Genomic DNA, 19,892 nt, shown 5'->3' with positions numbered 1-19,892 from the left:
GAAAAACGATCTTTTTTGGTTGTGAATATATTTGAAAAACAAAAGAGAGTGCCCTCGGGACACTCTCTAAACCAGCTTATTTCGTGGATTGACGGTTTTCAATCCGATGTGGCAGGATCACTTCATGCCCTTCCTCCACTTGTTCTTTATTCATCAACTTTGTCAGAAGCCTCATCGCAACCGCACCAATATCATATAATGGTTGAACGATCGTCGTGATTTGCGGACGCACCATCAATGTCAATCTCGTGTTATCGAAGCTGATCACTTCAAAGTCTTCCGGTACATTATACCCTTTGTCCTGTGCGGCATGGACAATTCCAAGCGCCATTTCATCAGCACCGGCGATGAATGCCGTCGGTTTCTCTTCAGTTTCCAGGGACTTTTCAAAAGACTCAATTCCTGAATCATATGTATAATCGCCTTCAATAATATACCTTTCATCAAATGAAAGCCCAGCTTCTTTCAATCCTCTTTTATAACCAGCCAATTTCTTTTCATTAATCAGCGCGGAAGGGTTTCCGCTTACAAAAGCGATATGCTTGTGGCCATTTTTAGCGAAGAAAGTCACTGCGTCGAATGCCGCCGCCTCATAATCAATATTAACCGATGGAACTTGCCCGCTTTCATCCACCGAGCCTGCCAGAACGATTGGAACCGGTGAATTCGTAAACTCTTTGACATGCTCATCAGAAATGTTACCGCCCATGAATACGATACCATCCACTTGTTTTCCAAGCATCGTATTCAACAAATGGAATTCCTTATCTATATTCTCATCAGAACTGCTTAGAATGATATTGTATTTATACATTGTGGCTATATCCTCTATGCCCCGTGCCAATTCGGCAAAAAAGATGCTCGAGATATCCGGAATAATGACCCCGACTGTAGTCGTTTTCTTGCTTGCAAGACCCCTTGCCACTGCATTGGGACGGTACCCTAACTTCTCAATCACATCCGAAACTTTCTTTCTTGTTGCAGGCTTTACATTTGGATTCCCGTTAACTACGCGGGAAACGGTGGCCATGGAAACATTCGCCTCACGCGCCACATCATAAATGGTTATATTATTCATTCATCCATTCCTCCATTTCTTTCATTTTTCCCATAAAAGACCCGAATTATTTCGAAAAATATTCTTTTATGCGTTTTCCTCTATAAGGAAGATTATTTCAGGAACGATCTGCCTAACAAAAAATTTGCAGTCCTCTCTCTTCTCAGTCAAAGATTCAATACCCTATTCAAGTATAAAATTCACATAGATATCTCTTTATGTATGACTCAATCTTCCGAACAGTTCTCATTCTTGTTATTTATCATACGATAGTCGAATCTTTCCTGCAATCCAATAGTGCTTATTTCGATGCTTTTTCTGCAAAAACAAGTATTTTACCATTAAAAATAGCCCTTGCCAATATGGTAAGGGCCGTAAGTAGATATTTTAAAGACTTTCAGCTTATACAGTTACCCAGTTCAAACGTTTAATTTCATCATAGAATTCATCAAATTGTTTGAAGTCCATTTGCTGTGCAGAATCCGATAAAGCAACGGAAGGATCCGGATGCACTTCTGCCATTACACCGTCAGCACCGATTGCAAGAGCCGCTTTAGCCGTCGGAAGCAAGAGGTCGCGACGTCCAGTGGAATGCGTTACATCAACCATGACCGGTAAATGAGTTTCTTGTTTTAAGATCGGTACAGCAGAGATATCCAGTGTATTTCTTGTTGCTTTTTCGTAAGTACGGATACCGCGTTCACAAAGGATTATGTTGCCATTTCCCTGTGACATGATGTATTCCGCTGCATGAATGAACTCTTCAATCGTTGCAGCAAGTCCACGTTTTAAAAGAACTGGTTTATTTACGGCACCTGCCGCTTTTAGCAAGTCGAAGTTTTGCATGTTGCGTGCTCCGATTTGGATGACATCGATATGATCGATCGCCGCTTCGATATCGTTAGCACTCACGATTTCACTGATGACAGCCAAGCCGTATTCATCAGCAACACGTTTAAGTATTTGTAAGCCTTCCAAACCAAGTCCTTGGAAGTCATATGGAGATGTACGTGGCTTAAATGCACCGCCGCGCATCAATTTCAAACCTTTAGCTTTAATGACTTCCGCCACCGCAGCTGTCTGTTCATAAGATTCAACGGCACATGGTCCGAACACGAAGCTAGGAATCCCGTTACCGACCAATTCACCTTTAATGTCGATGATAGTGTCTTCAGCCTTTTGTTTTCTTGATACCAGAAGCGTTTTCTTCTGATCATCTTTTTGAAGCTCCAAGCCCAATTTGAAGATTTCTTTGAAAATATGTTTAATCGAACCAAGATCAAGCGGTCCTTGATGATTGGCTTCGATAAGATCCAGCATTGTTCTTTCACGGACCGGATCGTAACGGTTAACACCTTGTTTTTCTTTAACGCGACCAATTTCCTGTACAAGTTCAGCACGTTGATTAATAAGATGTAATAACTGAATGTTCACATCATCCAGTTGATTACGAAGTCCATCAAGCTCTTTGTTGCTCATTACAAATCCATCCCTTCGTTTTTTAAAATAGAAATCGGTACAGCGGAAATCTAACCCGAAAATCCCATCTGGATCCTCGATCATCCACCCCGATTATTTTATCAATGAAAAATTTAGAATATTTCATGTATAATTAAATCAATTATAAATGAAGTGTCCTTAAATGTCACTATATTTTTCTTTAATAATTAAACGCTTTTAAGCATTAAAGTTATAAATGCATAAAAGTAGGTGTTACCCATGTAAGAAAAACGATCTGCACTAGCTATTGGAACACGATCCGTTGTAGGAATTATATTGGAAATGGAACAGGAAAGCTATAATATAATTGATATCAGTTAACGACCTTTCAAGAAAAGGTTCCCCTGGAGATCGATAAAAAATCCCCTGACCCATGAATGATGGAATAATAAAAGGCCGGATCCCTTACCTAAGGGATCCGGCCTTAATCAATCATTCAGTAATGGCCTTGCTCAATGAATCATATGTAATCCGCCAATGAGATTCATTCCAGGCCGGTTTTCCACTTTTAAAAAGGATGGCCTGAGGTGATTGATGTTTGATATCAAATGTTTCTGCCACATAATTGGATAGTGGACGAGCTTCCTGAACGGCTAAATAGGCCGTTTTAAGTTGTTCGTTCTCCAAGATGTACTTCTCATATTGTTCATATGCTTCAGCACTGACCGGGCATGTCACGCTATGCTTGAAAAGTAGGAATGTATCCTCTTTTAAAAGCTCATTGAATTGTTCTTCTGTTTCAATCTTGGTAATCGTCATAATACATCTCCTTTTCTTGTTCATATAAATTTTACCATCAAAAAGGCGATGAAGCCATCGAAGCACTTCACCGCCTTATTCTTCGTACCTTCATGCCTCTCCATCCCCATCAAAGGAATGTAAGAGTTTATATTTTAAGGTTATTCTCTGTCTCATCAAATGCCTTTTTCGTTTCATCGAGTTTTAATTTTGCCGTATTCTTGTTACCGCTTGTAGGATCGGCAGGGTTATTTTCCAGGTCGTTGCCGTTAGCAAAATTCGTTTCAACGGATACGATAGGAGAATCGGAAGTTCCCGTTACATCTATATCCTTATTGCTCGAATTTGTCGTATCATCAGCCGCGTTGCCGTTTTCTTTTCCCGTTTTCAAGCTTTTCACTTTATTGACGATATCTGAAGATTTAGTTGAAACGATTTCCGTGACGGAGCTTGTTTTTTCTTTTGCAGTATCAGCAAGCACTGTTCCTTTTTCTATCGCGGTTTGTCTTAATTTTTCTGTTTTCTCTGAAATGTTTTTAGCTTGTTCATTGAAATCATTCCTTAATTCCTTGCCTGTTTTCGGAGCCATGAACAAAGCTGTAGCCGCTCCGATCATCCCGCCGATTAAGGCGCCAATCATAAAGTCCTTAGAATTGATCGAGTCGCGTTCGTCCTCATATGATTTCTGATAGTCCTTTGCCGGAAATTCTTTTTGAGTCATAATACATTCCCCTTTCAATTTTCAGTTCATTTTTATTTAACTAGATTTTAAGATCTAGAACGTAAAAACCTTTTTTTAGGTAGGTTATCAGTTTCCAGTGCTTCCCTTTCTAACTCCGCCCTTTCAGTTGGGGTCGGGGCAGCCTGTTTGCTTCTGGCTTTCCATTTGTCCCTAATCTCCATGGCTACATTACTCCATTGTACAATTTGTGAGATTCGTTCTTGATTATTATCAATCTCAGCCTGCACTTTATGGGAAACCTTTTGGATGGAAGAATTGAAGCTAGAGATGGATGTACCTACATCCTTCACGGCATCCACCACTGTGTTCAGGTTTTCTGACTTATGCTGCAAGTCTTCAGCCAACGTATTCGTTTTATGTAGTAGCTGGGTAGTTTCGAGCGTTATGCCCTGCATTTGGCTCTCTAGTCCTGTCAGCGTCCGGGCCACACTGTCCAGGGTTGTTTGAAGTGATGTCAGTACCTTTGTCAGGAAAATAACAAGGACGAGGAAAGCTATCGCTGCAACAGCAGCACTTAGGTATAAAATAATCTCCATTGGAACACCTCCGAAAAATCGACTTATTTAGTAGCTGTTAGTTATTAATTACCCCTTCCCTATTATTATAAACGTATTTATTTTTTCAATATACCCTATCAAACCCTAATCTGGAAATATTGTTGTCTGTATCCAGTTCCTCCATGAGATTCATGGGTGACACTTATGGCAGGAAATCGGGTATGATAGAAACATAAGTCGAATTTAAACAATGGAGGTATTTTTATGAAAGATCCCAGAATTGAAACATTGGCCAAAAACTTAATCAATTACTCCGTAAAGCTTCAAAAAGGTGAAAGAATCTTGATCGAAAACTTTGGATTGCAGCGTGAACTTGTTAACGCGCTTGTGAATGAAGCCTATGCAGCAGGTGGTTACCCATTCGTCCTTTTAAAGGATCACCAAGTGGATCGTGCCTTGTTGATGGGTGCCAAAGAAGAACAGTACAAGATGATGGGTGAGTTTGAAGCAAACGTAATGAACCAGATGGATGCCTATATCGGGCTTCGTGCCGGGGATAATATCAATGAACAATCCGATGTCCCTTCAGAAAAGATGGCGATTCATGGACAGACAGTCGGTAAAGTACATAGAAATATCCGCGTGCCAAAAACAAAATGGGTCGTTCTTCGCTACCCGACAAATTCGATGGCCCAATTAGCCAAAATGAGCACAGAAGCATTCGAAGACTTTTATTTCGAAGTCTGCAACCTCGACTATGGCAAAATGAGCGCAGCAATGGACAACCTTGTTGAATTGATGGATAAAACGGATAAGGTCCGCATAACCGGGCCCGGTACGGACTTAACCTTCTCCATCAAAGACATTAAAGCCATCAAGTGTGCAGGTGAGCTGAACATTCCTGACGGTGAAGTATATACAGCTCCAGTTAAAGATTCCATCAATGGAGTGATTTCGTATAATACTCCGTCCCCTTATCAGGGTTTTACTTTTGAAAACGTGAAGTTAACATTCAAGGATGGAAAAATCGTTGAAGCGGTCGCGAATGATACGGAACGCATCAACAAAATTTTTGATACTGACGAAGGCGCACGATATGTCGGTGAATTTGCAATTGGTGTAAATCCTTATATTCTACATCCGATGCAAGATATCCTCTTTGATGAAAAAATTGATGGAAGTTTTCATTTCACTCCCGGACAATGTTATGATGATGCCTTTAACGGAAATCATTCAGACATTCACTGGGACCTGGTCAATATTCAACGCCCTGAATATGGCGGCGGGGAAATCCATTTTGATGACGTCTTGATACGTAAGGACGGACGCTTCGTTTTACCGGAACTGGAAAATTTAAATCCAGAAAATTTAAAATAAAAAATACCAATAAAAAAACGACCGACCCGCACTAACTAACGGGTCGGTCGTTTTTTTATTTTACCTGCAGTGAATGCTCGTAGGCTGCTTGGAACTTTTGAATGTCCCCCGCACCCATGAATAACACGACACTGTTTTCATGATTTTGCAATATTGATGTTGTGTTCTCCGTAATCAGCTCGGCACCGGGAATTTTATCTTGAAGATCCTCAATCGATAATTTCCCTTGATGTTCACGAGCAGATCCAAAAATTTCACATAAGTATACTTTGTCGGCCAAATTCAAACTGTCGGCGAATTCATCCAGGAATGCTTGCGTTCTCGAGAAAGTATGCGGCTGGAATACCGCTACAACTTCACGCTCTGGATACTTTTGACGAGCAGAGTCAACAGTTGCCGAAATTTCAGTCGGATGATGCGCATAATCATCAATGATGATCTGACTTCCGATTTCCTTTTCGGAGAACCGGCGTTTAACTCCGCCAAAAGTCCGCAATTGGGCTTTCACAGCTTCCGTATCCAAGTTTTCATATTTACAAAGTGCAATGACACCAAGTGCATTCAACACATTATGCTTTCCAAAAGTAGGAATTGTGAATGTATCATAGTAATTGTTCCTTACATGCACATCAAAAGTGGTGCCATCCGGAGTGACGGAAACATTTTTCGCTTGAAAATCATTTCCTTCTGCAAATCCGTAAAAAATAACCGGTACTTTCGCCTGAATATGTGGTAAATGCTCATCATCCCCGCACGCAATAATGCCTTTGTTGACTTGAAGGGCCATCGTTTGGAAAGCCTCGAACACGTCTTCGACATTGGCGTAGTAATCAGGATGATCAAAATCGATATTCGTCATGATTGCATAATCCGGATAATATGAAAGGAAATGACGGCGATATTCACATGCTTCGAATACGAAGTAATCAGAATTCGCGATTCCCTTACCCGTTCCATCCCCAATCAAGAAGGATGTCGGTTTAGCGCCCCCCATTACATGGGCCAATAAGCCGGTCGTTGATGTTTTACCATGCGCTCCCGTAACGGCCACGCTGATAAAGTTTTTCATGAAATCACCTAGGAAACGGTGATAACGGATGATCGGCAAACCAAGTGCATTTGCCTTCACGATTTCCGGATGACTATCCGGAAACGCATTTCCTGCAATGATGGTCATTCCAGTTTGAATATTTTCCTCGTTAAAAGGAAGGATTTTAATCCCGGCTTTTTCTAATGCCAATTGTGTAAAAAATTCTTTTTCGTAATCGGAACCCTGCACTTCAATATTCATATCATGCAGTATTTGTGCAAGAGCACTCATACCCGACCCTTTAATTCCCACAAAATGGTAAGCAGTCATAAAGCGAACCTCCACCAATCGTCTACCTGTATGACAGTATATGACGTCATCTTTTATTTGTTTTTTCATTACGAGACTTGTTAGAAACGCAATTTCTTCTTTGGTTTTTCATGCATATATTTTCAATCATTCATAACAAAAAACTATTATATCACTTTTTTATCCATTCATCCATGTCAGGCAGATGCCAATTTATCAAATCATTGGTTTTTTCCTCAATTAAGGTGATAATAACGGGTTTTCACCCTTTCACATTATATACAATTTCCTCTTGATAGGTTCTCTTAATTAACATGTAAAAATTCCAGTTCTTCTTCCGTAATCAAAACATCCCTGGGCCTTGAGCCCCTGGATTCGGAAACGACTCCCTGCTGCTCCATCATTTCTATTAAACGCGCTGCACGGTTATAACCGACACGGAAGCGCCTTTGTACACTCGATGCAGAAGCAGCCTGTTGGCTCACGACGAATTCGCATGCCTCGAAAAACAGTTCATCCGCTTCTTCCGTGACCTGTGCCCTGTTCAACAAGTCTTCCTGTTCAAACAGATAGTTCGGCTGCTGCTCCAATTTGACATGGTTTACGACTTGATCGATTTCTTCATCACTAACAAAAGTCCCTTGCAGGCGCACCGTTTTTGAAGAGCCGTTTTCAGCAAATAACATATCTCCTCTTCCCAACAGTTTTTCTGCACCACCGCTATCGATGATTGTACGGGAGTCGACTTGTGAAGAAACCGAAAAAGCGATCCTTGTCGGGATATTTGCCTTGATCAATCCAGTTATGACATCGACAGAAGGTCTCTGAGTGGCCACAATCAAATGAATGCCACAGGCACGGGCCTTTTGGGCAATCCGGCAAATCGCTTCCTCTACATCAGCAGGCGACATCATCATTAGATCCGCAAGCTCATCGATGATCACCAGGATATAAGGCAGCTTGCTTGAATATTGACCGGCTTTTTCCGCTTGGTCATTAAAGCGGGTGATATCGCGTACACCGGCATGTACAAACAATTCATAACGCCGTTCCATTTCCTCAACCGCCCATTTCAACGCAGCCGTAGCGGCTTTTACATCGGTTATGACTGGACTGACCAAATGCGGGATTCGATTATATGGGGCAAGCTCGACCATTTTCGGATCGATTAACAGTAATTTCAACTCCTGCGGCGTCGCTTTATACAGCAAGCTGACCAACATCGTGTTGATACAGACGCTTTTCCCCGATCCCGTTTGCCCGGCTATCAATCCATGCGGCATCTTTCTTAAATCCGTGATAATAGGCTGACCGGATATATCGAGGCCTAAAGCTACGGCAAGCGGTGATTCATGCTCTTGAAACTCAGTACTTTCCAAAACCTCGCGCAAAAATACCGGCTTGCTTTTCCTATTTGGAATTTCGATGCCAATTGTATGTTTACCCGGGATAGGCGCTTCCATCCTCATATCCTGAGCGGCAAGACTCAATTTGATATCATCCATCAAGTTCGTCACTTTATTCACCTTCACTCCGGGTTCCGGATGCACCTCGAAACGAGTTACTGCCGGTCCTTGCGTGACATTGACGACCTTTGCACGGACATTGAAATTTTTCAACGTCTCATCAAGTAATAAAGTCTGTTCCTCGAGCCATTCATCATCATGTACAGCATAGGTGGGAGGCGTCAGCAACCCGATATTCGGAAACACATAGTATGGATTATCAGCGGCTTCCACGGAGCAAAACACTTCAGGGGTTTCGCTCTGCTTAGCTTCTGCTACCACCTCTGTATAAACCGGTTCCTGATTTACATTTTCAGAAATGGGAGATCCCTGTTCGAAAGACTTTGCTGGGACCGGGTTCGAACCGATATTGGATTCAACTGTATTTTCAGGCATGGCAACCGTCTCGGTTCCATGCTTAGTGTCCACTAACGTTGGCTGAATGACCGGAGTCTCCTCCTCTTTAAACATCACTTTGCCTTCCTCTGATTTCCGTTCAGGGATGGAGGATGGTTTCGCTTGTCCCGCTTCCGTTTCAGCAGCGTTAATCAGAGGTCGTTTATCAGATGATACTACTCCAATTTCGACATCAGGGCTTTTTTTTTCCGGCATCATTTTATTGATGAACCCATTTTTTTCCCTATCTTGCTTAAGCATCATCACATTAAATGGGATATGTTTTTTCGGACGTTTAGTCTGTTCTTCCGGCATTGCCTCTGATGGATCACTTTCCGGTTGTGCCCCTTGACTGACGGATGGCTGAGGTGATTGTACAGTGACCTCCCCAGGAACCGAAATAGCTTCAGGCGTTTTTTCGTCCACATGTTCCATGATGGAAACAGCGACTTCGCGTCCAAAATCAACTTGGTCCTGTTCATAAGCCTCTTTTTCTACTGCTGGCTCATCTATACCAGGCTCGCTTACTGCTTCTTCAGGCGGTGACTCAATGGAATGCTTACGAAAGAAAGCGGGTATCTCTGAACCTTCCCTTTTTTCTTCCGTTTGTTTTGGTACAAGGACGGATGGTTCTATCGTCAATTCCTCATTGGCTTTTGGGATTTCAGGGATGGATATCGGAATCTCAATATCGGGTTCTTCTTTTTTACGGACCGGCATTTTACTTTCCAATTCATATTCGACAATTTCTTCAGTAGGGACTATTTTTTTTTCCGGGCGACGGAATCCATAAATGGGTGAAGGGATTTCCGTTGGGCGGAATGGAGTATTCGACGGGACTATTTTAGGGATTTGCTCCCGATCGAAGTTTCTCCGTTTTGGTTCAGGATCCCTCACAGGCCTCTTCGTTTCTTTGGCCGCGTTCCCCTGTTTGGGTTCGTGATCTTCCCTGTTTCTTTCCCTAGGCTTTCTTTTGTTCTGCTCCCGGTCAGGGATGAGCGGAAACTTGAACTGTCCTTTTGGATATTGAAACAGGATTTTCGTATCAGGATCTGGAGTCTGTGACATTTTTTCCACTGTTTGATTGTAAACTTTTATTTCTTCTTTCTTTGACTTTGCAAGCTTCGAAAAATCCATATTCCTTAATGTCTCTTCATCAAGCGGTTCATCTATAATAATTTCTTCGATTTCAATAATTTCCTCTGCTTGGAACCATTTTTTCATCTTATTTAGCCATTTCAAACCTATCACTCTTTCTACATCTGTAGTTATGTAACTAATTCTACCAGTTATTTTTAAAATATCGAGAAAATTTAAGCTAAATTGGGATTTGTATCTACTTTTTTAATCGTATTCTTTACCAACTCTACGTATTTCGCAGAACCCCTACCCTACTAAACCCCTTCTGGAATGAGTTTAAACCTATCCATCGCGAAATAACATTAGCCCCTAGTCTACTATTTAAATAAAACACCGCTGTTAAATCGCGTTTACAAAGAGATTAAGTTTTCATGCAGCCCAGGATGAAAGCTGGTCATTTCATTGCATCATCCTTCACGAAACCTCCTGTGGCATCCAAATAACGGCTGAAACCTATAAAACACCGTTCGTTAATATCGAACGGTGTTTGTGGGTTCAAGCGTTTTTTTTTTGCAAACCAAGACCAATGGCACTAAGCCCAATCATAAAAACTGCATACAACCTGCGCCACTGATTTGGAAGCGATCAAAATGGCATCTTCATCTATGTCGAATTTAGGATGGTGATTGAAATATGCCTTTTCCACCCCTTTCGGTTTACAGCCAATGTAAAAGAAGCATCCAGGAATCTTTTCCGCATAATACGAAAAATCTTCTGAACCTGAGAATACCGGAAATTCCACGACCTTCTTAATATCTTTATCATGCATGCTTTCCAGGCTATTTTTCACGAATCCAGTCAGTTCAGGGTCATTATATAACGGAGGATAATCAGGCACATAGGTAAGTTCGCACTGAACATCAAATTCCGTTTCCACCCCTTTGACGATCCGGTGGATTTCCTTATCTATCAGCTGTTGGGTCTCTGCTGTCATATAACGGACATCCCCTTCAATTTCTATACGATCCTTTATGACATTAAAGCTTCCTTTTCCATCGAAGGAGCCGATTGTGACTACGCCCATATCAAAAGGGTTCAAGCGACGGCTGATTACGGTTTGTACGGCTGTCACGAAATGGGCGCCTGCCACGATGGCATCATTAGCCATATGCGGGGAGGAACCATGACCGCCTACACCCTTTATCGCTAACTTGAAATAGGTCCGTCCAGCCATCGAATAGCCGCCGCGATACCCGACGACCCCTGCTGGATGCGACGGAAATAAATGGATTCCAAAAACAGCATCCAGTTCATCCAAAAAACCTGATTCCATAATGCTTTTTGCTCCTCCTGGGGGTGTTTCTTCTGCATGTTGATGGATAATTTTGATAGTGCCTGATAGGGAATCTTTCAACTCGTTGATGCAGTCGGCCAGTACCAATAAATAAGCGGTATGCCCATCGTGACCGCAGGCGTGCATGACACCTTCATTTTTTGAACGGAATGGGACCTCCGCTTCTTCTGTAATCGGCAATGCATCGAAATCCGCACGGAGACCTATCGTTTTCCCTGGTTTTCCGCCTTCGATCGTTACGATGATCCCTAATCCATTTCCTACATTCGTTTGAATCGACACATCTTTCCCTTTATAAAAATCAATGATATATTGTGCCGTTTTCTCTTCTTTGAAAGATAGCTCCGGGTTCTCATGTAAATGACGGCGGATTTGAACCATTTCCTCTTTACGGGCCTCCAGCATGTTCATTAATTTACTTTTCACATTCACGATAATTGTCCCCCTTATTTCATTATAAGTAGTTTTTCAGCAATGCCTTCCGTAGTGGAAGGAAAGGATGGCCCTGTATAATGTGTATTTCACAAGGCTTAAAATTTTCTTTCGGTCTGGTAAATAAACTCTATTAAACTTGTATATACTTCTCGATAATAAAACAGGACCGCTGCCAAGATGGAGTTTCCCCAATGCTGACACGGTCCTTATGTTTTGCGATGATTTATTGTTCTCGCTTTTTGTTTTTACCCATAATGAAAATGGGCTCCAACTCATTATCTTCGTAAAGGAATGATAGAGCCGTTATCGGTACATGACCGCTGGCAAAGAAGCTCATGGCCATTTGCGCAAGAATATCATAACCCGTATCATTCTTCACATCGGCAATGATGATGACATCCTGATGCGGAATGGCCACAGCCATGGTCCCCTCGATCTTTTCCTTCATTTCCCGAAGCCAGGATTCATTCAGGATTCTGCTGGCATCATATCCATCATTCGTGTTCAAAAAATAAAATGCATTATCCGCGACGATATCCGACTTCATTTCAGTGGAGAGGGAACGGGCATTGAAAAGGGCAATTTCACGGATTCTGTCACCCTGCCAATTTTCCCGTTGAATCATCTTTTCATCTATAAGACGGTAGGTTTTCCCTAAATCAAGGGCATAAAAAACCCGGGTTTCAGCCGTATGCTCATCGAATAAAAATGGATTTCCTTCTTCCGATTCCATTGGAAAGGAGGTAGAGCGGATGACTGGGAAAATGAATTTCTCCTTGCCTTCCATGCTGTGTTCCTCCCCCATCACATTCAGGGCCTCTTCCACGTAATAGATGATTTCATCGATGGCTTTTTCCTGTACGTTTTCATAGTTAGCAAGTACAGGAGGCAGCTCGATGGTGATCCCCTTCCCGGTCTTCACATTTTCCACGCGTAACGTATCTTGCTTGCTATCGAATTTGAAAGTCCGATTATCATCTTTTAACCGTTCCTTCAAGATATTTTTCAGCTTTGTGCTGTCCATTTTCATGATTGACCCTCCTCTTCATTGAAAAATCCCCAGCGAGAAGGGGAAATTGATTATAGTGATTGTATGAATTCCTCAATTTGTTCTTGTGTTTTGCGATCCTTGCTCACGAATCTACCTAGCTCTTTGCCATTATCATAAGCGATGAAACTTGGTATTCCGAATACATCATTAGCTGCACACACATCGATGAATTCATCACGGTCCACATAAATGAATGTGAAGTCAGGAAATTTCGTTTCAATCTCCGGCATTATCGGTTCGATTACACGGCAATCTCCACACCATGTCGCCGAAAAAAGAAAAATATGTTTGCCTTCATTTTTTAATGCATCATATTGCTCAATGGTTTGTAACTTTTCCATTTGAATATTCCTCCTGCTCTATATGTCACCTTAGTTTTTATAATCCCATCATACCAGACTCTCCGCGAATCAACCATTAATACGGATCGGTTAAATGACCGGGAAATTGGGGAGTTATCTTATTTCTGGGGCACGGATGATACGATTTCCATCATCTGTTTCGCATCGGTTTTTAAATGGTCTTTATCCGTTTCGGTTGTCAGCTTGACCCCACCGATCCCCACTGCAAGCTCATACTTTTCTTTCGGTATCTCTTTAATCGAGATAAAGCCGAATTTATCATCAGTTTGAAAGGAATGCAGCACCAAATATTGATCTCCTTGTTCCTTTATCGCCAAATATAAAACGGAGCTGTCTTCTTTTTCATTCGGATTGACAAATAATATATAAGCCTTATCACCTTTTTGTAAAATCAAATTATTATCATGTTCTTCCACTACCCTATATTCCTTTGGCAGATAGACTTGAATAAGCCCTGCCTCAAGATTGGGCTGTTTTTCATCGTCACGAAAAGCCACTTCAGCAGCCTTCATTGCCTTTTCGGTTTGTCTCTCGATACCTGAGCAGCCAACAAGCAAACTGCTTATTAACAGGAAAACAAGAAATTTCTTATTCGATAAAGCCATCTTCATTCCTCCAGCCGTCTCTTTTATTCACTTATGGATACTATTATCCTTATTAATGGAATTCATCCATTTTCTAAAAAACATGATACAATGAAAACAATTTAAATACCGAGGAGGAAAACAATGAAATTAACCGTGTATCTTGCTGGGGAGATCCATTCAAATTGGAGAAATGAGTTGAGAGATAAGGCTTCTGCACTGAAGCTTCCTTTAGAATTCGTCGGTCCGATGGAGAACCATGAACGCTCCGATAATATCGGTGAAGATATTCTCGGAGAACAGCCGAACCCTATTCTGAAGGATGCGGCCGCTTCCCAAATCAATAATTTGCGGACAGGTCTTTTGATGAAAAAAGCTGATCTTGTCGTCGCCCTGTTTGGAGAGAAATATAAACAGTGGAATACTGCCATGGACGCAAGCACCGCCCTTTCCCTGGGTAAACCGCTTATTTTGATTCGCCCGGAATCCCATCACCATGCCTTAAAGGAATTATCGGAAAAGGCGAGTGTAACGGTCGAATCCGTGAACCAAGCCATGAAGGTGCTTTCTTATATTTTTGAAGAAGGGTTATAAATCTCCCGCCCAAGGAGTTTTCCCCCTTATATCAATAACGAGAAAAGGTCTTTACCCCAATAAAAAGCTTGTAGGGAAAATTACCCTACAAGCTAAAAGCAAATATTTATGGGTTGAAACTTATCCCTTTTTAATGGGAATCCAAATTTCCGAGTAATAGTCAGGGTTTGAAGCGTCATCATTCGCGTATACTTCCATTTCGGGAGTTCCGGCATGTTCATAACCGCTGGTAGGGAACCATTCAGAGAAGATTTGCTTCCAAGCTTTTTGAATGGCATCCGGCATAGGTCCATGAACTTCAAATACGACCCACTTGGAAGCCGGTATCGTAAGGGCTGAAAACTCTTCAGGCACTTTCCCGGCATACTCTGCACCTATCCAATAATCCATCGTTTCAGTTTTTTCCACTGCCCGCTTATCGACACATACACCAATCAAGCCATCTATTTGGCCATTGTTCAACTTTCCTAACCTATCGCTGGTTCCATCCGTATTCACTTTATCCCACAACATCGGGATCCCAACCAAATTCTCTTCATTGACCAAGGAAAACTCTTGCTTGATTCCGATCAATTGAAAGGAATCCCTTTCGACGATATTGTATTTCATCGGTTTTGCCCCTTTCAAAATCACCTGTATCACCAGGCGTTCATAGAATTTCAGCTTCCCCATATACTTTCGTGCTTCGCTTGGAGATACTCCATGCTGCCTTCGGAAAGCTTTTGAGAATGCCTCGGGAGTGTCATAACCATACTTGTAGGCTAAATCAATGACCTTGCCATTTGTGGATGAAATCTCCTGGGCTGCTAAGGTCAGTCTTCGACGCCTGATATATTCACCAATGGAAATATCCGTTAAAATGGTGAATGTCCGTTGAAAATGAAAAGCTGAGGCATTCGCCTGCCTGGAAATACTCTCGATTGTCAGGTCCTCCAATAAGTGCTCCTCGATATACTCGATTGCCTTTTGGATTGATTCAACCCACCCCATTCCGCTCACCCCTTGTCATCTATACTAGCAACCCCACTCATTAAAATCCTGTCAGATTCTGCTCTGTTTTGGCAGTGTTCTTTTTCCTGATTCGAACCGACATATGTACTCTTCTATCATCATTCCATGGCAATTTCAGTCATGACATGATTCAAAAATCCTACTTTTTCATTTTCAGCTTATACTCGTGTTGACCCGCAAGCATCCTCATGATATGAAGGAACATTTCCCCCCTGGTGATTCGCTCATTTGTAAACACGCCGATTGCTCCTTCCTTTTTGCTGATATTCTCCTGCATTGTGTAAGCGTCCATCACCGGACCCAACTCTTCACCGTGCAGTAGCTTCCCGGCAACAATTCCGGGCAGCGGGATTCTTGCTCCGCCAGCTACAAAGACCTCACCGTCCCTCGTGGCCATCGCACCCCAATTGCATAGAAACAGTCCTTGTTCCATTTTCACGACACCGCCTTCAAGTCCGATACCGATTTCGGCATCACTATGAATTAAGCAATTCCGGGCACGCGTCATTGCCCCATCCATCGTTTCCTCATCTGAAAATGGCTGTTCCGAGACACCGCTTTCCACTTGAAGCGATATGATTTCAGCTTCTTCATATACGTCAAGCACTGCCTTTACTTTCGCCGGATTCTTACTGCCTACTGCTATTTTCAATATGGTTACCTTCCTTCCATGTAAAAAAAAGCTGATGGAAAAGGATTCATGACAGCTCCCTTTCCATTTCAGCTTCCTCTATCAACCGTTATTTATCAATGTCTCAAATGTCGTTTTATCACAGGAACGAACCAATTTCCCGATCAGTTCACGTGCAGCGGCATAATCATCAATATGAATCATGGATGCATGTGTATGAATATAGCGGGAACAGATGCCAATCACCCCGCTTGGAATGCCTTCGTTTGCAACATGGACCTTCCCTGCATCCGTGCCGCCTTGGGAAACGAAATATTGATATGGAATGTCATTCGACTCGGCCGTATCAAGGATGAACTCCCTCATGCCGCGATGCGTAACCATCGAACGATCCAAAATACGGAGAAGCGCCCCTTTCCCCAGCTGCCCAAATTCACTTTTACTGCCGGACATGTCGTTCGCAGGACTTGCATCCAAGGCGAAGAAAAGATCCGGTTTGATCATATGAGCTGCTGTTTGCGCACCCCGTAATCCCACTTCCTCCTGCACGGTTGCTCCGGAATAGAGGATATTCGGTAATGTTTCATCTTTTAAATCCTTTAACAATTCAATCGCAAGTCCGCAACCGTAACGGTTATCCCATGCTTTTGCCAGGATTTTTTTCTCATTGGCCATCGGCGTGAACGGACAAATCGGTACAATCTGCTGACCGGGCTTAATACCGATTCTCTTCACATCTTCCTTATCATCCGCCCCGATATCAATCAGCATATTTTTGATATCCATTGGTTTTGAGCGTTGCGATTCATCAAGCAAATGAGGAGGAATCGAACCGATGACACCAATGACCGGCCCTTTATCGGTAATGATTTCGACTCTTTGGGCCAAAAGCACTTGACTCCACCAGCCTCCAAGGGTCTGAAAACGAATCATTCCATTATCCGTTACGGAAGTGACCATGAATCCCACTTCATCCATATGCCCGGCAACCAGTACAGTCGGCCCTTCTTGATTACCTCTTTTTACGCCAAATATTCCGCCAAGGCGGTCTTGGACGATTTCATCCGAATATTTTTCCAGCTCACTCCTCATGAAACTCCGAACTGCATGTTCATTTCCTGAGGCTCCCGGTAATTCCGTCAATGTTTTAAAAAGTTCTAAAGTCTCATGATTCATTTTTCTACCCCTAACCTATGTATTGTTTTATACTATTTTACAGAACTTAGCATCATGTTACACTAGAAAGTTCTAATTTATCAGTTAATGGTTAAAATTTCAAATTATTAGTCAAATAAAGCGTTCTTCTGTATACTAGAAAGAGTGATTGAAAAAATGCAATGGAGGAGAAATCAATGAATTGGAAAACGTTTTTACTAGGTACTGTAGCCGGGTTTGCTGCTGGCTATGCGACAAAACAAATATTGGATCAATCAATTAAACCTTCTCCGGATAAAGTCTTGGCCCAAGTGAAGGAAACAGTCAAAAAGGACGGAAATATATATGGCTCATGGATCTTGATGAAGCCGGAAAACTATACAAAAAATGATTTGGACTATGAAGTGTACAAAGGCGGGATCACTAGAAACACAGAGGGAAAACGCGAGCAATTCGAATTTGTTGCAGATGCCTCTACAGGAACGATATTGGAGCTTAATGCGCAAAATGATTGAAACAAAAAGGAGGGCCGTCAAAATGACGTCCTCCTTTTGCTTTCCTGCTTACCGATTCCGTTTCAATTCGGCTATTATCTCTTTACCCGTTACATCCCATTTGATGGCACAGTAGTGGGCATCATGGTAAAAGCTGTACCAGGACCCATTTTCCAGTCCGGATTTCATCCACTTTTCCTTCGCTTCGATGGAAGTCATGGGATAGTCGTCATAAGCAAGGACCCAGAGGACATTCGCATGCGCGTGCGTCGGCATGATATCTGCCATGTGAATCAATCTTTCCCCACCATCTTCAATGATGATGATTGCATGTCCATCACTATGCCCCCCTGTATGGATCATTTTAATGCCTTTCGTAATTTCTTGTTCACCTTCAAAAGGACGTACCTGCGAAGCGACAGCCTCCCAGTTTTCTGCCCAATATGTACTTTTTGAACGAATATTCGGGTTTTTCATTTCATTCCATTCAGTTTGAGTCGTAATGATTTCGGCACGCCCGAATACAGGCACCCAAGTTTCACCTTCACGTTTCGTCAAACCGCAGGCATGGTCGAAATGTAGATGGGTCATTAAAATGTAATCGATATCATTTGGTTGAATCCCAAGTCTGCCAAGATCTTCGACAAGACTGGATTCCTCCGTCACCCCAAAATTCCGTCTTTGCTTCTCATTCATCTTTCCATTACCAATACCGGAATCTATAAGCATGTTCAATCCATTTGCCTGCACTAAAATCGGATCAGTACGTAACTCGATTTGGTTATTTTCGTTAACAGGATACTTCTTGGACCAAAGCGGTTTCGGTACAACACCGAACATCGCACCCCCATCCAAGTGAGTCACACCGCCGTTCAACCATGTTAATTTCATTTCCCCTATTTGCATCGTTTCCATTTTACCCCTCCTCTCCTATAGTTTAACACCCACTTCCATATATTGAAATTGATAATAATCATCTCATCCTCGTGAATGCCCCCTTCCCATATCAGACCTTTACGATTTCCCCCAAACGAAAGAGCCATCACAAAGGCAAACATGGTTCATGGTAGATGAAATGGTGGATATATTTCTATCTAAACCTCCGTTGAGTTTCCTTGACATCCTTGCTTATTAACTTTGTTGGACATGTATATGGCAGCAGTTAATTGGTGTGATCTTATGAAATTTTATTCGGCTTAAACAAAATAAAAAACCAGATGCTGTGCACCTGGTTTCTGATCGATGATTATTGGAACATTGCTTCCAATCTGTATATCCGGTTGCCTTTACTCGAGAACTTTTCTTCATATTCTGTCATGATATTACCTTCAAAACTGCTGTTATGCAGATCAAGGCTTACATATTTCAAGAGCATGCCGTATTCGGAAATACTCTTCAAGGAAGATTCGAATAACCCTTGGTTATCCGTCTTGAAGTGAATCTCGCCTTTGTCTGGCAGGATGCCTTCATATACTTCGAGGAATGTCTTATACGTTAACCGACGTTTTGCATGACGTGATTTCGGCCATGGATCAGAGAAATTCAAGTAGACGCGATCCACGTCACCTTTTGCAAAATATTCCCCTAAGTTCGCTGCGTCAACATTCAACAGCTTTAAATTTGGAACATCCGCTTCAATCAGCAAGTCCAATGCAGCTACAATGACACTTCTATATACTTCAATTCCAATGAAATTCACATCAGGATGGGCTTTTGCCATTTCTGTAATGAAACGGCCTTTCCCCGTACCCACTTCAATATATAACGGATTATCGTTACCGAAAACTTCATGCCATTTACCTTTATGGCTCACTGGCTGCTGAATTACATATTGTGGAAAATCATTCAAACGGTCTTCAGCCCAAGGTTTATTTCTTAAACGCATGATGACACCCCTATTTATAATATAATCGTTCAAACCATAACACGAGTGGATGGATTCCTGCAAGATGATTTTTTCAGGAAAAGCCTGCATGCACCCACTGACAAA

The 19,892-nt window shown here is 42.1% G+C and carries 19 protein-coding genes; 3 read left to right on the top strand and 16 right to left on the bottom strand.

Translation table 11 applies throughout. The features are described 5' to 3' along the window. Window positions 1-76 precede the first annotated feature (76 nt). The 5 genes from ccpA to QUF94_RS07645 form a co-directional block, all read right to left on the bottom strand. On the bottom strand, window positions 77-1,078 hold the full coding sequence (ccpA, locus tag QUF94_RS07665) for a catabolite control protein A (protein WP_289315329.1): 1,002 nt from the start codon (window positions 1,076-1,078) through the stop codon (window positions 77-79). Window positions 1,079-1,459: 381 nt separating this feature from the next. Beyond that, complete coding sequence (locus QUF94_RS07660) at window positions 1,460-2,536, bottom strand: bifunctional 3-deoxy-7-phosphoheptulonate synthase/chorismate mutase (RefSeq protein WP_289315328.1); 1,077 nt, start codon at window positions 2,534-2,536, stop codon at window positions 1,460-1,462. A 453-nt stretch (window positions 2,537-2,989) separates the two neighbouring features. Beyond that, on the bottom strand, window positions 2,990-3,316 hold the full coding sequence (gene ytxJ, locus QUF94_RS07655; RefSeq protein ID WP_289315327.1) for a bacillithiol system redox-active protein YtxJ: 327 nt from the start codon (window positions 3,314-3,316) through the stop codon (window positions 2,990-2,992). Between the two features lie 127 nt (window positions 3,317-3,443). Next, complete coding sequence (locus QUF94_RS07650; RefSeq protein WP_289315326.1) at window positions 3,444-4,016, bottom strand: YtxH domain-containing protein; 573 nt, start codon at window positions 4,014-4,016, stop codon at window positions 3,444-3,446. 47 nt (window positions 4,017-4,063) lie between these two features. Continuing rightward, on the bottom strand, window positions 4,064-4,573 hold the full coding sequence (locus tag QUF94_RS07645; protein WP_289315325.1) for a DUF948 domain-containing protein: 510 nt from the start codon (window positions 4,571-4,573) through the stop codon (window positions 4,064-4,066). A 225-nt stretch (window positions 4,574-4,798) separates the two neighbouring features. On the opposite strand from QUF94_RS07645, the gene QUF94_RS07640 reads away from it, so the two are divergent. Next, window positions 4,799-5,911 carry an aminopeptidase gene (locus tag QUF94_RS07640; RefSeq protein ID WP_289315324.1) on the top strand — a complete coding sequence of 371 codons (1,113 nt, stop codon included), beginning with the start codon at window positions 4,799-4,801 and terminating at the stop codon, window positions 5,909-5,911. 55 nt (window positions 5,912-5,966) lie between these two features. Here the strand turns inward: QUF94_RS07640 and murC are convergent, their stop codons facing one another. From murC to QUF94_RS07610, 6 genes are all read right to left on the bottom strand, one after another. Then, window positions 5,967-7,271, bottom strand: a complete 1,305-nt coding sequence (gene murC, locus QUF94_RS07635) for a UDP-N-acetylmuramate--L-alanine ligase (RefSeq protein ID WP_289318316.1) — start codon at window positions 7,269-7,271, stop codon at window positions 5,967-5,969. A gap of 284 nt (window positions 7,272-7,555) precedes the next feature. Next, a complete protein-coding gene (locus tag QUF94_RS07630) occupies window positions 7,556-10,393 on the bottom strand; it encodes a DNA translocase FtsK (protein ID WP_483313642.1) in 2,838 nt (945 codons plus the stop codon). A gap of 430 nt (window positions 10,394-10,823) precedes the next feature. Beyond that, window positions 10,824-12,011, bottom strand: a complete 1,188-nt coding sequence (locus QUF94_RS07625; RefSeq protein ID WP_289318314.1) for an amidohydrolase — start codon at window positions 12,009-12,011, stop codon at window positions 10,824-10,826. 232 nt (window positions 12,012-12,243) lie between these two features. After that, window positions 12,244-13,050, bottom strand: a complete 807-nt coding sequence (locus QUF94_RS07620; protein WP_289315323.1) for a DUF1444 domain-containing protein — start codon at window positions 13,048-13,050, stop codon at window positions 12,244-12,246. Between the two features lie 50 nt (window positions 13,051-13,100). Next, window positions 13,101-13,412, bottom strand: a complete 312-nt coding sequence (locus QUF94_RS07615) for a thioredoxin family protein (protein ID WP_134783638.1) — start codon at window positions 13,410-13,412, stop codon at window positions 13,101-13,103. 119 nt (window positions 13,413-13,531) lie between these two features. Next, complete coding sequence (locus tag QUF94_RS07610; RefSeq protein ID WP_289315322.1) at window positions 13,532-14,038, bottom strand: hypothetical protein; 507 nt, start codon at window positions 14,036-14,038, stop codon at window positions 13,532-13,534. A 123-nt stretch (window positions 14,039-14,161) separates the two neighbouring features. Between QUF94_RS07610 and QUF94_RS07605 the strand changes: the two genes are divergently transcribed. After that, complete coding sequence (locus QUF94_RS07605; RefSeq protein ID WP_289315321.1) at window positions 14,162-14,611, top strand: YtoQ family protein; 450 nt, start codon at window positions 14,162-14,164, stop codon at window positions 14,609-14,611. 120 nt (window positions 14,612-14,731) lie between these two features. On the opposite strand, the gene QUF94_RS07600 is transcribed toward QUF94_RS07605, so the two are convergent. From QUF94_RS07600 to QUF94_RS07590, 3 genes are all read right to left on the bottom strand, one after another. Then, complete coding sequence (locus tag QUF94_RS07600) at window positions 14,732-15,601, bottom strand: AraC family transcriptional regulator (protein WP_289315320.1); 870 nt, start codon at window positions 15,599-15,601, stop codon at window positions 14,732-14,734. A gap of 160 nt (window positions 15,602-15,761) precedes the next feature. Then, window positions 15,762-16,274, bottom strand: a complete 513-nt coding sequence (locus QUF94_RS07595) for a DUF84 family protein (RefSeq protein WP_289315319.1) — start codon at window positions 16,272-16,274, stop codon at window positions 15,762-15,764. A gap of 81 nt (window positions 16,275-16,355) precedes the next feature. Beyond that, window positions 16,356-17,429 carry a M42 family metallopeptidase gene (locus QUF94_RS07590; protein ID WP_289315318.1) on the bottom strand — a complete coding sequence of 358 codons (1,074 nt, stop codon included), beginning with the start codon at window positions 17,427-17,429 and terminating at the stop codon, window positions 16,356-16,358. 176 nt (window positions 17,430-17,605) lie between these two features. Between QUF94_RS07590 and QUF94_RS07585 the strand changes: the two genes are divergently transcribed. Further along, on the top strand, window positions 17,606-17,923 hold the full coding sequence (locus QUF94_RS07585; protein ID WP_289315317.1) for a PepSY domain-containing protein: 318 nt from the start codon (window positions 17,606-17,608) through the stop codon (window positions 17,921-17,923). 48 nt (window positions 17,924-17,971) lie between these two features. Here QUF94_RS07585 and QUF94_RS07580 read toward each other — a convergent pair whose 3' ends face one another. Next, on the bottom strand, window positions 17,972-18,817 hold the full coding sequence (locus QUF94_RS07580) for a YtnP family quorum-quenching lactonase (protein ID WP_289315316.1): 846 nt from the start codon (window positions 18,815-18,817) through the stop codon (window positions 17,972-17,974). Between the two features lie 331 nt (window positions 18,818-19,148). Next, window positions 19,149-19,787 carry a tRNA (guanosine(46)-N7)-methyltransferase TrmB gene (gene trmB / locus QUF94_RS07575; RefSeq protein WP_289315315.1) on the bottom strand — a complete coding sequence of 213 codons (639 nt, stop codon included), beginning with the start codon at window positions 19,785-19,787 and terminating at the stop codon, window positions 19,149-19,151. Window positions 19,788-19,892: the final 105 nt, after the last annotated feature.

The sequence above is a fragment of the Peribacillus sp. NJ4 genome (genome assembly GCF_030348345.1).
Lineage (GTDB): Bacteria > Bacillota > Bacilli > Bacillales > DSM-1321 > Peribacillus.
This window is presented reverse-complemented; position numbering and strand designations above follow the sequence as displayed.